Below are 13,453 nucleotides of genomic sequence, written 5' to 3'. Positions count from 1 at the left end.
TGACATCCATGTTCCGAAAGCCCCGCGGCGAGGCGGAGATCGCGCCACGCACCGGGATCATCGACATCGGATCGAATTCGATCCGTCTGGTCGTCTATCAGGGGCCGGAGCGGCTGCCGGCGATCCTGTTCAACGAGAAGGTGATGGCCGGGCTGGGCCGCGGGCTGGCCGAAACGGGGGCGATCGCGCCTGAGGGCATGAGGTTGGCCAAGGAGGCGCTGGCGCGCTTCGCCGCCGTCTCGCGCGAGATGGAGGTGACCCGGCTGCGCACGGTGGCGACGGCGGCAGTGCGCGACGCCTCGAACGGCGCGATCCTGCTGAATGCCGCCCGCGATCTCGGGCTCGAGGTCGAATTGCTGTCCGGCGAGCAGGAAGCGATCGCGGCCGGGCACGGCGTGATGTCGGCGATCCCGCAGGCGGACGGTATCGTCGGCGATCTCGGCGGCGGCAGTCTCGAACTGGTCCGCGTGAAGAAGGGCGAGGTCAGCGACCGGGTGTCGTTCCCGCTCGGCGTGCTGCGCATCGCGGCGATCCGGGGCAAGGGGCCAGGGGCGCTGGAGCGGCAGGTGCACAAGCTGCTCAAGGGCGCGGACTGGCTGGGGCGCGGCGCGGGCCTGCCGCTGTATCTGGTCGGCGGATCGTGGCGCGCGCTCGGTCGGCTCGACATGCACCTGTGCAGCTATCCGCTGCCAGTAATCCACCAATATGCGATGGCCCCGGCGGCGATCGCGCGGATGGGGCGGACGATCGCGCATGTCGACAAGCATTGGCTGCGCGCGGTGCCGGGCCTGTCGTCGGCGCGATCGGCGACGCTGGGCGACGGGGCGGCGTTGCTGACGGTGCTGCTGAAGCATCTCGGCAGTTCGACCACGATCGTGTCGGCGTTCGGGCTGCGCGAGGGGCTGCTCTACGGCGCGCTCGACGCAGCGTGCCGCGTTCAGGATCCGCTGATCGTGGCGACGCGGGACGAAGGCAGGGTGTTCGGGCGCTTTCCCGAACATGGCGACCTGCTCGACCAGTGGATCGCGCCTTTGTTCGATCGCGACCTGCCGGCGATGGCGCGGCTGCGGCATGCGGCGTGCCATTTGTCCGACGTCGGTTGGCGGGCGAATCCCGAATTTCGCGCCGAACGCGGCGTGGAGATCGCGCTGCATGGCAATTGGGTGGCGATCGATGCGCGGGGGCGGGCGCTGATCGCGCAAGCGTTGTTCACGTCGCTGGGCGGGGGCACCAACACGCCCGAGCCTTTGCCGACGCTGGCGCCACCCGCCGATCTGAAACGCGCGGTGGCCTGGGGGCTGGCGATGCGCCTTGGGCAACGGCTGAGCGGCGGTTTGGCCGGGCCGCTGCAACGCTCGCGACTGAGCGAGGATGGCAGCGTGGTGGCGCTGCATCTGTCGGGGGATGACCGCGCCTTGTACGGCGATGCGGTCGAGCGGCGGCATGTCGCGCTGGGCAATGCGGTCGGGCGGAAGGCGGTGGTGGCGGGTTAAGCGCTACTGTCGGCTTCATCCGTCGTGCTGAACTTGTTTCAGCATTCAGGCGCGGTCGCCAGCCCCCCAAGGACGGTATCCGTTTTGGCGAATGACCGCGCATGGATCCTGAAACGAGTTCAGGATGACGGCGAGTTTGGGTGGGCGTTGCGTCTTACCCGCAGCTGATCCGTTCCGCCTCGCCCTTTAGGCCGACCCACACGTTCACGCGGTCCGCGCGGAATTCCATCGTCACGCGCATGTCCGGCGTGATGCGCCGGGCGAGCGCGGCTCCTGACTGGCGGCGGACCTTGGCCACCAACGCCGGCGTCGCGGGCTGGCCGACGAAGCGTTGCGCCGGGTCGGCTTCGCAGGCGCGGGGCGGACCGGGCAGGGGGCGGGGGTGGCCCTGCATGCATCCCGTCAGCGCGCCGGCCAGCGTCAACGCGCCGATCGTCACTGCCACGATCCTCATGCCTCGTCCTCCGTCAACGTCATCTTGAGCTTGCCGTTCACGACCGCGAAGGCCAGCCGCCCCTCGACCAGATCGAGCGCATCGCGGCCGAACTGCTCGAACCGCCAGCCCGTGAGAATCGGGAGGTTTTCGCGTACGCCCGATGCCAGTGCCTCCAAATCCTCGCTGCGGGCGAGCAGGCGCGGCGCGACATCGATTTCCTTGGCGCGGATCTTGAGCAGCAGCTTGAGCAGATCGGCGACCAGAGCTCCGTCCTTGCCGAGGCCCGGCTTGCGATCGTCGCGCTGCGGCATTTCCTCCGCGCTCATCGGCACGGCACTGTCCAACGCGGCCATCAGGCGGCCGCCGATGTCGTTGTTCGCCCAGGTGGCCGAAAGGCCGCGAACCTTGGCGAGGTCGGCCTGCTTGCGCGGCGGATGGCCGGCAATGTCGGCGATCGTCTCGTCCTTGACGATGCGGCCGCGCGGCAGATCCTTCTGGCGCGCCTCCATCTCGCGCCAGCGAGCGAGCGCCTTGAGGCGGCCGAGCAGATCGGGCTTGCGGCCGGGGACGCGGATGCGCTTCCATGCCTCTTCGGGATCATTGGCATAATTGGCGGGATCGCCGATCCGCTCCATTTCCTGATCGAGCCACGCGCCGCGTCCGGTCTTGCGCAGGCGGGCGAGCATCTTGGGGAATATCTCGGCCAGATGCGTGACGTCGCCGATCGCATATTCGATCTGCCGCGCGTCGAGCGGGCGACGCGACCAGTCGGTAAAGCGCGCGCCCTTGTCGACCGTGATGCCGAGATAGGCATCGACCAGATTCGAATAGCCGATCTGTTCGCCCTGGCCGAGCGCCATCGCCGCGACCTGCGTGTCGAACAGCGGATAGGGCGTCTTGCCGGTCAGATTGTAGATGATCTCGAGATCCTGCCCGCCGGCGTGGAAGACCTTCAGCACCTCCTGATTCTCGGTCATCAGGTCGAGCAGCGGCTTCATGTCGAGGCCGGGGGCCATCGGATCGATCGCGGCGGCCTCGTTCACATCGGCGATCTGAATCAGGCACAGTTCGGGCCAGAACGTGTTCTCGCGCATGAATTCGGTATCGACGCACACGAAGTCTGCGGTGGAGAGGCGGGCGCACAGATTGGCGAGTGTCGCGCTGTCGGTGATGAGGGGGTGGATATGCATCGCGGCGCTATAGCGACAGGACGCCGCCTTGACAAAGGGCGGCTGGAAAGGGAAGCGCGACCCCATCCATTCAACCGTCATCCCAGCGCAGGCCGGGATCTCCGTGGGGCGAGCGTCACGCCCACCCCATGAGACCCCGGCCTTCGCCGGGGTGACGAAGCGAGAAGAACGATCATGCACGCCTATCGCACGCACACCTGCGCCCAGCTTCGCGCCGCCGATGTCGGAACCTCCGTCAAGCTTTCCGGCTGGGTCCACCGCAAGCGCGATCACGGCAATCTGCTGTTCGTCGATCTTCGCGACCATTACGGCATCACCCAGATTGTGACCGACAGCGACAGCCCGACGCATGCCGTGCTCGACAAGTTGCGCGCGGAATCGGTCGTGACGATCACCGGCGATGTCGTGGCGCGGTCGGCCGAGACGGTGAACGCGAACCTGCCCTCGGGCGAAATCGAGATCCGCGCGCGCGACGTGGTGGTGCAATCCGCAGCGCAGGAATTGCCGATGCCGGTGTTCGGCGAGAACGAATATCCCGAGGATATCCGCCTGCGCTACCGCTTCCTCGATCTGCGGCGCGAGCGGCTTCACGCCAATGTGATGCTGCGCTCGAACGTCATCTCGTCGCTGCGCCGGCGGATGATCGGGCAGGGCTTCACTGAATTCCAGACCCCGATCCTGACCGCGAGCAGCCCCGAGGGCGCGCGCGACTATCTGGTGCCGAGCCGCGTCCATCCGGGCAAGTTCTATGCGCTGCCGCAGGCGCCGCAGATGTTCAAGCAGCTGCTGATGGTCGCCGGGTTCGATCGCTATTTCCAGATCGCACCGTGCTTCCGTGACGAGGATGCCCGCGCGGATCGCTCGCCGGGTGAATTCTACCAGCTCGATTTCGAGATGAGCTACGTCACGCAAGAGGATGTTTTCGCGGCGATCGAGCCGGTGCTGCACGGCGTGTTCGAGGAATTCGCCGACTGGCAGGGCAAGGGGCGCACGGTCAGCGCGCTGCCGTTCAAGCGCATTCCGTACCGCGAATCGATGCTGAAATACGGCAACGACAAGCCCGACCTGCGCAATCCGCTGGTCATCACCGACGTGTCGGACCTGTTCAGGGGATCGGGCTTCGGGCGTTTCGCTTCGATGGTCGAGGGCGGCGACGTGGTGCGCGCGCTGGCCGCGCCGAACACGCACGAAAAGAGCCGCAAGTTCTTCGACGAGATGAATTCGTGGGCACAGTCCGAGGGCTTCCCGGGTCTCGGCTATGCGACGCAGAAGGACGGCGTGTTCGGCGGCCCGATCGCCAACAATCACGGGCAGGACGGCATGAAGGCGATCGCCGAGGCGCTGGGTCTCGGCCCCAACGACGGCATCTTCTTCGCGGCCGGCAAGGAAGCCTCGGCGGCGAAGCTCGCCGGGCTGGCGCGCACGCGCGTGGCGGATCAGTTGGGGCTGATCGACGACAAGCGCTTCGAATTCTGTTGGATCGTCGATTTCCCGATGTTCGAATATGACGAGGACGCGAAGAAGGTCGATTTCAGCCACAACCCGTTCTCGATGCCGCAGGGCGAGATGCAGGCGCTGGAAACGATGAACCCGCTCGATATCCTGGCCTATCAGTACGACATCGTGTGCAACGGCATCGAATTGTCGTCGGGCGCGATCCGGAACCACAAGCCGGAGATCATGTACAAGGCCTTCGAGATCGCCGGGTACACGCAGGCCGATGTCGATCTCAACTTCGCCGGCATGATCAACGCCTTCAAGTGCGGCGCGCCACCGCATGGCGGCTCCGCGCCGGGCGTGGACCGTATCGTCATGCTGCTGGCCGACGAACCTAACATCCGCGAGGTCATCACCTTCCCGATGACGCAGAAGGCGGAGGATCTGATGATGGGCGCGCCGAACTTCGCGACCGAAAAGCAGTTGAAGGAGCTGAACTTGAAGACGGTCGCGCCGATCGGGGTGAAGCCGGGCGAGTAAGGCAGTTGGGTCGGCAGTGACCGCCCCCAGCGTCATTCCAGCGCAGGCTGGGATCTCTGCGGGGCGAGTGCCGCGACTGCCCCATGAAGATCCCAGCCTGCGCTGGAAGGACGGTTTTGAGATCCCGGGACAGTCTCAAGCCGGCGCGAATTCTCCGTCATCGCCCATCACGTGCAGCACGCCGTCGGCGATCGCGAAATAGGCGCCGCGCAGCCGCAGCTTTCCGGACGCTTCGCGTTCGGGGACGAACGGGAAGGTGCGCAGATTGGCGAGCGACACGCGCACGGTCTCCAGTTCCAGCGCCTTGACGGCCTCGGGACCGCTGCCATGCTCGGCGACGATTCGGTCGCGCGCCTCGTCCAGCATGTCGACCCAATGCGCGATGAAACCGCCTTCGCCGGGCGGCTGATCGGCGAAGCGCCGCGACAGAGCGGCCGATACGCCACCACACGAACCGTGCCCGAGCACGAGGATGTCGCTCACCTCCAATTGCGTGACGGCGAATTCCAGCGCCGCGGATACGCCGTGACGGCCCTTATTGTCCTCGAACGGCGGCACGAGGTTGGCGACGTTGCGCACGACGAACATCTCGCCGGGCGACGCATCGAAGATCTGCGTCGGATCGACCCGGCTGTCGGAACAGGCGATGACCATCACCTTCGGGCTCTGCCCCTCGCGCAATTGCGCCCAGCGCTCGCGCTCATGTTCGTAATCGTCGGCGCGGAATCGCTGATAGCCGGCGAGCAGATCGGTATATTCGGTCATCTCTGATCCTCATTGGGTGATGGGCAGGCGATAGAAAACGCCATGCCGCGAAAAGGTCCGTCAGGCGGCGTGTTGTGTCGGTCGTACTCCGTCGCTATCTCACGCGCATGAACGAGATGACTCCGCTCGCACCTGTCCCGCGTCAGCGCAAGCCGGACTGGATTCGCGTCAAGGCCCCGACCAGCACCGGCTTTGCCGAGACCAAGGCGATGATGCGCCGTCTGGGCCTCAACACGGTGTGCGAGGAAGCGGCCTGCCCGAACATTGGCGAGTGCTGGACCAAGAAACACGCGACGGTGATGATCCTCGGCGACACATGCACGCGCGCCTGCGCCTTCTGCAACGTGAAGACCGGCATGCCGCGCAAGGTGGATGCGTTGGAGCCGCAGCATACCGCGGACGCCGCCGCCGAACTCGGCCTGAGCCATATCGTCATCACCTCGGTCGATCGCGACGACCTGCCGGATGGCGGCGCATCGCAATTCGTGAAGGTAATCCAGGCGTTGCGCCGCACGACTCCCGATACGACGATCGAAATCCTCACACCGGATTTCAGAAACAAGGCGCAGGCCGCTGTGGAGTCGATCGTCGAGGCCGGGCCGGACGTCTACAACCACAATCTGGAGACGGTGCCGCGGCTCTACCCGACGATCCGGCCGGGCGCGCGCTATTACGCGTCGTTGCGGCTCCTGGAGAGCGTGAAGCGGCACGATCCGTCGATCTTCACCAAATCGGGCATGATGATGGGCCTGGGCGAGGAGCGGATGGAGGTGCATCAGGTGATGGACGACATGCGCAGCGCCGATGTCGATTTCCTCACGCTCGGCCAATATCTCCAGCCAACCCCACGCCATGCCAAGGTGATCGATTTCGTCACCCCGCAGGCGTTCGACGCCTATGCCGCAATCGCGCGCGCGAAGGGCTTCCTCTTGGTCGCATCGTCGCCGCTGACCCGCTCGAGCTATCACGCCGGGGACGATTTCATGCGCCTGCGCGCGGCGCGTGAGGCGAAATTGGCCAAGGTTTCGGCATGATCATCCTCCCCGGCACGGGGAGGGGGACCGCGACGCGAAGCGGCGTGGTGGAGGGGGCGTGCCGGCAACGGTGCGCTCGTGGAGAGCCCCCTCCGTCATGCTTCGCATGCCAGCTCCCCGTGCCGGGGAGGACCTGATGCCCCGCCACTCCGAAACCCGGCGTCTGCCCTATAGCTGCGAACAGATGTTCGATCTGGTCGCGGATGTCGGCCGCTATGCCGAATTCCTGCCCTGGGTCACCGCGATCCGGGTGCGATCGAACAGCACGACCGAGTTGGTCGCCGACATGATCGTCGGCTTCAAGGGGCTGCGCGAGACGTTCACGTCGAAGGTCGAGAAACAGCGGCCCTCGGGCATCAAGGTCGATTATCTCGACGGACCGCTCAAATATCTGCGCAACGACTGGGTGTTCCGGCCTGATGGCGACAGCGGCTGCTTCGTCGATTTCACGGTCGATTTCGCGTTCAAGAACCGCGTGTTCGAGATGCTGGCGGGGCAGGTGTTCGGCGCGGCGCTACGCAAGATGATCGGCGCGTTCGAGGAGCGTGCGGCGGTGCTTTACGGGGCCTCGGCGGCTTCCGGCGGCAACAACAGTTCGAGCGCGCACAGCGCCGCCTGAAGGCGCACGCCGCCGCGCCCGATATTGCCGAACTGCTTGCGATCGGCGATGATATTGGCCGGATCCGCGCCCTTCTCGGCGCGCGCGAACACGACGGTGCCGACCGGTTTCTTGTCCGATCCGCCCTCCGGCCCGGCGATCCCGGTGATCGCCACCGCGACATCCGCGCCGCTCCGCTCCAGCGCGCCCTGCGCCATGCTCCAGGCGACCGCGATCGACACCGCGCCGAAGGTTTCCAGCACATCGGAACTGACGCGCAGCAGATCGAGCTTCGCATCGTTCGAATAGGTCACGAAACCGCAGCCGAGAACTTCGGACGAGCCCGAAATCTCGGTCAGCGCCGCGCAGACCAGCCCGCCGGTGCAGCTTTCCGCCACGCTGACGCGGCGGCCGATGGCGAGATTCCGCTCCACCACCTTGCGGGCGGCCTCGACCAGCTCGGCCGGCAGGATCGTGTCCGCGCTCACATCAGGCGTCATGGCTTCGGCTCCGCGCAGATCGGCAGATCGGGCACGCCTTTCGCGCCCTTTCGCCCGTCCGCCTTATGCTCCTTCAGATACTGAAGAGCGGTTACGATCAACCCCGCCGTGTTGCGGGGCGGCAGCGGCTGGAGCAGCGACGCCATGCGATCGATCTTCCCGCAATCGCCGACATCGATGCGGCCGACGATCTGCGACACGGCCAGCGTGGTGAGCATCTGGCGCGCGACCTGCGTGTTGAGCAGAGGTTCGATGATCGGATCGGTCAGCTTCAACAGTGCCTTCTGCGCGAAGGGCCAGGCGCGATCGGCCTCGGCCTGATATTTCGCGATCAGCGGCGCCGAATTGGCGCGAACGAAGGCGGAGGGGGGCAGGGCCGTGGTGCAGATCCGGGCGGTTTCGCGCAGGATGTCGGGCAGGGCGACGAGCGCGAGCGACTCGGCCTCTTCGGGTTTGAGGCAGCGCATCGGCTGTGCGCCGGCCGGTGCCGCGATCAGGCTGGTGGCGAGCAGAGCGGCAAGAGCGTTTCTCATGCCGGGATTCGGATCGTCGCCATGGCCTGCGCCGCGATGCCTTCACCTCGCCCCGTAAAGCCGAGACGTTCCGTGGTCGTGGCCTTCACGCTCACCTGACGCGAGGTCAGGCCGAGCAGGCTGGCGATGCGGGCGCGCATCGCCTCGCGGTGCGGGCCGATCTTTGGGGCTTCGCACATCAGGGTCAGGTCGATGAAGTCGATGATCCCGCCCTCGGCGCGAACGAGACTGGCGGCATGTTCGAGAAATTGCGCGGAATCGGCACCCTTCCACTGCGGATCGCTCGGTGGAAAGTGCGTGCCGATGTCGCCGGCCGCGATCGTGCCGAGCAGCGCATCGGTGATCGCGTGGAGCGCGACATCCGCGTCGCTATGGCCGGACAGGCCCTTGTCGTGCGGGATCAGCACGCCGCCGAGCCAGAGTTCCTCGCCGAATTCAAGCCGGTGGACGTCGAAACCGCTGGCGTTGCGCGAGATGAGCGAGCCAGCGTCGTGGCGCGCCTCGGCGGCGGCGAAATCGGCGGGGTAGGTGATCTTGTCGAGCATGATATCTCCTTCGACCATCGCGACGCTGCCGCCAAGCCGTCGCACCATCTGCGCGTCGTCGGTCGGTTCGTCGAAGGTCCAGTTGCGGTGGGCGTCGAGGATGGCGGCGAAGCGGAACGCCTGCGGGGTCTGGACGCGCCACAGGCCGGTCCGGTCCACCGTCTCGCCGAGTGCCGCATCGCCGCGCGCCAGCGTATCGGCGACCGGCAGAGCGGGCAGGGCACCTTCGGCCTCGGTCAACGCGGCGATCAGGCGATCGATCACCGCGGCGGACAGGAACGGGCGGGCGGCATCGTGGATCAGCACGGCGTCCACATCGCTGTCGGCCAGGGCTTCGAGCCCCGCCAGCACCGACAGCCGGCGGGTCGCGCCACCGGTGACGCTGGTCGCGCCTGGCACGGCATGGGCCAGCATTTGTTCCTGGCCTTCGCCGATCACCACGACGATGCGCGAGATCGCCGGGTGCGCGCCGAGCGCGACATGGCTGTGCGCAATCATCGGTTTGCCGGCGATCGTCACGAACTGCTTGGGCAATTCGCTGCCGCTACGCGCGCCGGAACCGGCGGCGACGATGATGGCGGCGGTGTTGGGGGAGGACATCGGCTTCGCCTAGCCCAAGCCGAACCGCGTCGCCAGCCTTGCCATATCGAGCCCGTGGCGCTACTGCCCGTTTTTCAGGCACATTATGAAAACACCCCCTTTGAAGACTCTGGCTCCCATTCAGGTCGGCCCCGTCCGGATCGACCGTCCCGTCGTGCTCGCACCGATGACCGGCGTCACCGACCTGCCGTTCCGTACGCTCGTCCGCCGCTACGGCTCCGGGCTGAACGTCACCGAGATGGTCGCCAGCCAGGCGGCGATCCGCGAAACGCGTCAGTCGCTACAAAAGGCCGCATGGCATGCCAGCGAAGACCCGGTGTCGATGCAGCTTGTCGGCTGCACGCCGCACGAGATGGGCGAGGCGGCCAAACTGTCCGAGGATCGCGGCGCGGCGATCATCGACATCAACATGGGCTGCCCGGTGCGCAAGGTGACGAACGGCGATGCCGGTTCGGCACTGATGCGCGATCTGGACAATGCCGCGGCGATCATCAAGGGCGTGGTCGAGGCGGTGACGGTGCCGGTGACACTGAAGATGCGCATGGGCTGGTGCCATGACAGCCTGAACGCGCCGGAACTGGCAAAAATCGCGCAAGGGCTGGGCGTGAAGCTGATCGCCGTGCACGGGCGCACGCGGAATCAGATGTACAAGGGCAGTGCCGACTGGGCCTTCATCCGCAAGGTGAAGGACGCGGTGGAGGTGCCGGTGATCGCCAATGGCGACATCAACACGATTGAGGATGCCGAGGCGGCGCTGGAACAGTCCGGCGCGGATGGCGTGATGATCGGGCGCGGCGCTTACGGCCGGCCGTGGTTCCTGGCGAAGGTGATGGAATGGTTCTCCACCGGACGCCACATCGCCGATCCCGATCTTGGGGAGCAATATGACGTCATAGCTGAGCATTACGACGCGATGCTCAGTCATTATGGCAACGAAGTCGGCGTCAACATGGCGCGCAAGCATATCGGCTGGTACACGCGCGGCATCCACGGCTCGGCCGAGTTCCGCAACCGCGTCAACCAGATCCCCGATCCCAAGGTCGTGCAGGCGATGCTTGCCGAATTCTACGCGCCGTATCGCAGCCGCGCCGCGGCGTGATCGCCCTCTTGCTCGTCATCCCCGCGAAGGCGAGGATCCCGCTGCCTTGCCCCGCACCAAGTAGAAGAAGCGTCATCCCCGCCTTCGCGGGGATGACGTTGGGGTTCTGGTCGTGGTGATGAAAGAGCAGGCACCGGGTCCGGGGTTCGCCGAGCTTTTCGCGGCGCTACCGGTCGCGGTGATGGTGATCGATCCGCAGGGCAACATCGCGCATGCCAATGCCGATTGCGAGACGTTGCTCAACCTGTCGGAGCGCGCGATGCTGGGCCAGCCGCTCGAGTCCGTGCTCCGGTCGCCGCGCGACCCGGCCGCGCGCGACGATCACGGCTTCGCGGCGTTCGACAGCGAAATCGAACTGGCGCGCGGCGGCAGGGTGCGGGCCGATTTCATCGAGGCTCGGGTGGCCGATCATCCCGGCTGGCGCACCATAACGCTGCATCATGCCGCCACCTCGCGCAGGCTCGGCCACAGCGCCGATCGCGCCTCCGCCGCGCGCGCCGCCGTCGGGGCGGCGGCGATGCTGGCGCACGAGATCAAGAACCCACTGTCCGGCATTCGCGGCGCGGCGCAGTTGCTCGGGCGGGGCACGGACGGCGACGAACTCACCACGTTGATCGTCACCGAGGTCGATCGTATCGCCGCATTGATCGACCGGATGCAGGATTTTACCGACACGCGCCCGCTGAAACTGGCACCGGAGAACATCTATCCGTTGCTGGATCACGCGCGCCGCGTCGCGACCGCCGGTTTCGCCGCCAAGGTGACGATAGAGGAAAGGTTCGATCCGTCGCTGCCGCCGGTGCTGGTCGACCGCGACGCGATCCTGCAGGTGGTGCTGAACCTTCTCAAGAACGCCTGCGAAGCGATGATCCTCCAGGCCGATGCGCGGATCACGCTCGCCACCGCGTATCGGCACGGCATGGCGGTGAGCGCCGGGCCGGGTCGCCCGCGCCAGCCGCTGCCGATCGAGATCTGCGTGATCGACAACGGCCCCGGCGCCCCGGCCGAAATCTCCGAACATCTCTTCGATCCGTTCATCAGCGGCAAGCCGGAGGGGCAGGGGCTGGGCCTGGCGCTGGTCGACAAGCTGGTCCGCGATATGGGTGGGATCATCCAATATGCGCGCGAGGGGTCGCCCGAGGCGACAGTGTTCCGCATTCTTCTGCCCCGAGGGCATTGATGAAGGGCAACAAGTGACTAAGGCCGGCAATATCCTGGTGGTGGACGACGATGCGGCGATCCGCACCGTCGTCGCGCAATCGCTGCGCCGCGAGGGGCACCGGGTGACCTCCGTCGCCACCCTTGCCGAGCTGGAGGTGCAGCTGGCGATCGCCATGCCGGACGTGCTGATCTCCGACGTCGTGCTGCCCGACGGCAATGGGCTCGACCGGATCGCGCGCCTGACGGTAGAGCACCCCCATCTGCCGGTGATCGTGCTGTCGGCGCAGAACACGCTGAGCACCGCGGTGCGCGCGACCGAGGTCGGCGCATATGATTATTTGCCCAAGCCCTTCGACCTGGACGCCTTATCGCGCGCCGTGCTGGGGGCGCTGGCGCGCGATACCGGCGGGCCGATCGATCCGGTGGGGGAGGATGACGCCACCCTGCCATTGATCGGGCGATCGGCGGCGATGCAGGACGTGTACCGTATCATCGCGCGTGTCGTGTCGAACGATCTGACCGTCCTGATCTCGGGCGAATCCGGCACCGGCAAGGAACTGGTGGCGCGGGCGATCCACGATCTGGGGCCGCGCAAGCGCTTCCCGTTCATCGCCATCAACATGGCGGCGATCCCGCGCGAACTGATCGAGGCGGAACTGTTCGGGCACGAACGCGGCGCGTTCACCGGTGCTCAGACCCGCTCCGCAGGACGGTTCGAGCAGGCGGCGGGCGGCACATTGTTTCTCGACGAGATCGGCGACATGCCGATGGATGCCCAGACCCGTTTGTTGCGCGTGCTGCAATCGGGGGAGTTCACCACCGTCGGCGGCGCGCGGACGATCCGCGCCGACGTCCGCATCGTCGCGGCGACCAACAAGGATCTGTCCGGGCTGGTGGCGAGCGGGCAGTTTCGCGAGGATCTGTTCTACCGACTGAACGTGGTGCCCGTCCTGCTGCCGGCGCTGCGGGCGCGGCGGCAGGACATCGCTCTGCTTGCCCGGCATTTCCTCGACAAGGCGGCGGAAAGCGGTTTGCCGCGCAAGCAGCTCGAACCGCAGGCGATCGTCTCGCTCGAGAATTACGACTGGCCCGGCAACGTGCGCGAGCTGGAGAATATCATGCGGCGCATGGCCGTGCTGGCGCGCGACGAGCGGATCGACGCCGGCGAGGTGCGCGCGATGCTAGGCGCCACCGCCACGCCGCGGTCTCAGTTCGATGGCGATGCGGGGATCGAGGCGGCGGTGCAGGCGCGGCTCGAACGCCTGGCACGCGAGGAACCGGCGGTGCTGGACGATGGCACGCTCTACGATCGGATCATCGGAGAAGTAGAACGCCCGCTGATCGAGGCGATGCTCGCTCGCCATGGCCAGAACCAGTTGCGCGCTGCACGCGCGTTGGGAATCAATCGTAACACGTTGAGGAAACGGCTCGATACATTGGGCATCGACCCTGCCGCCGGGCGTCCGGGCGAGAGCGCGACGGGATAGGCCGACGATAAACTGTGTTCTAATGGCCACAATTG

13 protein-coding genes are annotated in these 13,453 nt (G+C 66.5%); 7 read left to right on the top strand and 6 right to left on the bottom strand.

Features of this window, described 5'->3' with window-relative positions; translation table 11 throughout:
* Positions 1–8 precede the first annotated feature (8 nt).
* On the top strand, positions 9–1,493 hold the full coding sequence (locus ASG11_RS11920) for a Ppx/GppA family phosphatase (protein WP_055779404.1): 1,485 nt from the start codon (positions 9–11) through the stop codon (positions 1,491–1,493).
* A 154-nt stretch (positions 1,494–1,647) separates the two neighbouring features.
* Here ASG11_RS11920 and ASG11_RS11915 read toward each other — a convergent pair whose 3' ends face one another.
* Positions 1,648–1,947, bottom strand: a complete 300-nt coding sequence (locus tag ASG11_RS11915) for an I78 family peptidase inhibitor (RefSeq protein ID WP_082472731.1) — start codon at positions 1,945–1,947, stop codon at positions 1,648–1,650.
* Positions 1,944–3,119 carry a ribonuclease D gene (rnd, locus tag ASG11_RS11910; protein ID WP_055780795.1) on the bottom strand — a complete coding sequence of 392 codons (1,176 nt, stop codon included), beginning with the start codon at positions 3,117–3,119 and terminating at the stop codon, positions 1,944–1,946. Before rnd ends, ASG11_RS11915 begins: the two co-directional genes overlap by 4 nt.
* A 174-nt stretch (positions 3,120–3,293) precedes the next feature.
* Between rnd and aspS the strand changes: the two genes are divergently transcribed.
* Complete coding sequence (gene aspS, locus ASG11_RS11905; protein WP_055779400.1) at positions 3,294–5,096, top strand: aspartate--tRNA ligase; 1,803 nt, start codon at positions 3,294–3,296, stop codon at positions 5,094–5,096.
* 135 nt (positions 5,097–5,231) lie between these two features.
* Here aspS and ASG11_RS11900 read toward each other — a convergent pair whose 3' ends face one another.
* Positions 5,232–5,861, bottom strand: a complete 630-nt coding sequence (locus ASG11_RS11900; RefSeq protein WP_055779397.1) for a carbonic anhydrase — start codon at positions 5,859–5,861, stop codon at positions 5,232–5,234.
* Positions 5,862–5,968: 107 nt separating this feature from the next.
* Here ASG11_RS11900 and lipA point away from each other — a divergent pair, with 107 nt between their 5' ends.
* Together lipA and ASG11_RS11890 are read left to right on the top strand one after the other, a co-directional pair.
* Complete coding sequence (lipA, locus tag ASG11_RS11895; RefSeq protein WP_055779394.1) at positions 5,969–6,895, top strand: lipoyl synthase; 927 nt, start codon at positions 5,969–5,971, stop codon at positions 6,893–6,895.
* Positions 6,896–7,031: 136 nt separating this feature from the next.
* Entirely contained in the window at positions 7,032–7,514 is a 483-nt protein-coding gene (locus tag ASG11_RS11890) for a type II toxin-antitoxin system RatA family toxin (protein ID WP_055779391.1), read from the top strand.
* Here ASG11_RS11890 and ASG11_RS11885 read toward each other — a convergent pair.
* The 3 genes from ASG11_RS11885 to ASG11_RS11875 are packed head-to-tail and all read right to left on the bottom strand — an operon-like array spanning position 7,454 to position 9,671.
* Positions 7,454–7,993, bottom strand: coding sequence for a CinA family protein (locus tag ASG11_RS11885; RefSeq protein ID WP_055779388.1), 540 nt, complete (start codon positions 7,991–7,993; stop codon positions 7,454–7,456). The two genes, ASG11_RS11890 and ASG11_RS11885, sit on opposite strands and share 61 nt — an antisense overlap.
* Positions 7,990–8,526, bottom strand: a complete 537-nt coding sequence (locus ASG11_RS11880; protein WP_055779385.1) for a hypothetical protein — start codon at positions 8,524–8,526, stop codon at positions 7,990–7,992. Before ASG11_RS11880 ends, ASG11_RS11885 begins: the two co-directional genes overlap by 4 nt.
* Positions 8,523–9,671: a bifunctional 2-C-methyl-D-erythritol 4-phosphate cytidylyltransferase/2-C-methyl-D-erythritol 2,4-cyclodiphosphate synthase gene (locus tag ASG11_RS11875; RefSeq protein WP_055779382.1), complete on the bottom strand. Its 1,149-nt coding sequence runs from the start codon at positions 9,669–9,671 to the stop codon at positions 8,523–8,525. The genes ASG11_RS11880 and ASG11_RS11875 overlap by 4 nt, the downstream gene beginning before the upstream one ends.
* 100 nt (positions 9,672–9,771) lie before the next feature.
* Here ASG11_RS11875 and dusB point away from each other — a divergent pair, with 100 nt between their 5' ends.
* The 3 genes from dusB to ntrC all read left to right on the top strand — a co-directional run bounded on the left by dusB (position 9,772) and on the right by ntrC (position 13,418).
* Complete coding sequence (gene dusB, locus ASG11_RS11870; RefSeq protein ID WP_156363751.1) at positions 9,772–10,770, top strand: tRNA dihydrouridine synthase DusB; 999 nt, start codon at positions 9,772–9,774, stop codon at positions 10,768–10,770.
* Positions 10,771–10,888: 118 nt separating this feature from the next.
* Entirely contained in the window at positions 10,889–11,950 is a 1,062-nt protein-coding gene (locus ASG11_RS11865; RefSeq protein WP_055779376.1) for a two-component system sensor histidine kinase NtrB, read from the top strand.
* 13 nt (positions 11,951–11,963) lie between these two features.
* On the top strand, positions 11,964–13,418 hold the full coding sequence (gene ntrC / locus ASG11_RS11860) for a nitrogen regulation protein NR(I) (RefSeq protein WP_055779373.1): 1,455 nt from the start codon (positions 11,964–11,966) through the stop codon (positions 13,416–13,418).
* The last annotated feature ends 35 nt before the right edge of the window (positions 13,419–13,453 follow it).

Origin of the sequence: Sphingomonas sp. Leaf357 (assembly GCF_001423845.1) — a bacterium.
Lineage (GTDB): Bacteria > Pseudomonadota > Alphaproteobacteria > Sphingomonadales > Sphingomonadaceae > Sphingomonas.
Note: the sequence above shows the minus strand (reverse complement) of the source record. Positions and strands in the feature narration are given on the sequence as shown.

Coding starts and splice junctions, on each gene's coding strand:
- lipA (WP_055779394.1), top strand. CDS start 5,969: ATGAACGAGATGACTCCGCTCGCACCTGTCCCGCGTCAGCGCAAGCCG.
- ASG11_RS11865 (WP_055779376.1), top strand. CDS start 10,889: ATGAAAGAGCAGGCACCGGGTCCGGGGTTCGCCGAGCTTTTCGCGGCG.
- ASG11_RS11915 (WP_082472731.1), bottom strand. CDS start 1,947: ATGAGGATCGTGGCAGTGACGATCGGCGCGTTGACGCTGGCCGGCGCG.
- ASG11_RS11875 (WP_055779382.1), bottom strand. CDS start 9,671: ATGTCCTCCCCCAACACCGCCGCCATCATCGTCGCCGCCGGTTCCGGC.
- ASG11_RS11885 (WP_055779388.1), bottom strand. CDS start 7,993: ATGACGCCTGATGTGAGCGCGGACACGATCCTGCCGGCCGAGCTGGTC.
- aspS (WP_055779400.1), top strand. CDS start 3,294: ATGCACGCCTATCGCACGCACACCTGCGCCCAGCTTCGCGCCGCCGAT.
- ASG11_RS11920 (WP_055779404.1), top strand. CDS start 9: ATGTTCCGAAAGCCCCGCGGCGAGGCGGAGATCGCGCCACGCACCGGG.
- ASG11_RS11890 (WP_055779391.1), top strand. CDS start 7,032: ATGCCCCGCCACTCCGAAACCCGGCGTCTGCCCTATAGCTGCGAACAG.
- ASG11_RS11900 (WP_055779397.1), bottom strand. CDS start 5,861: ATGACCGAATATACCGATCTGCTCGCCGGCTATCAGCGATTCCGCGCC.
- ASG11_RS11880 (WP_055779385.1), bottom strand. CDS start 8,526: ATGAGAAACGCTCTTGCCGCTCTGCTCGCCACCAGCCTGATCGCGGCA.
- rnd (WP_055780795.1), bottom strand. CDS start 3,119: ATGCATATCCACCCCCTCATCACCGACAGCGCGACACTCGCCAATCTG.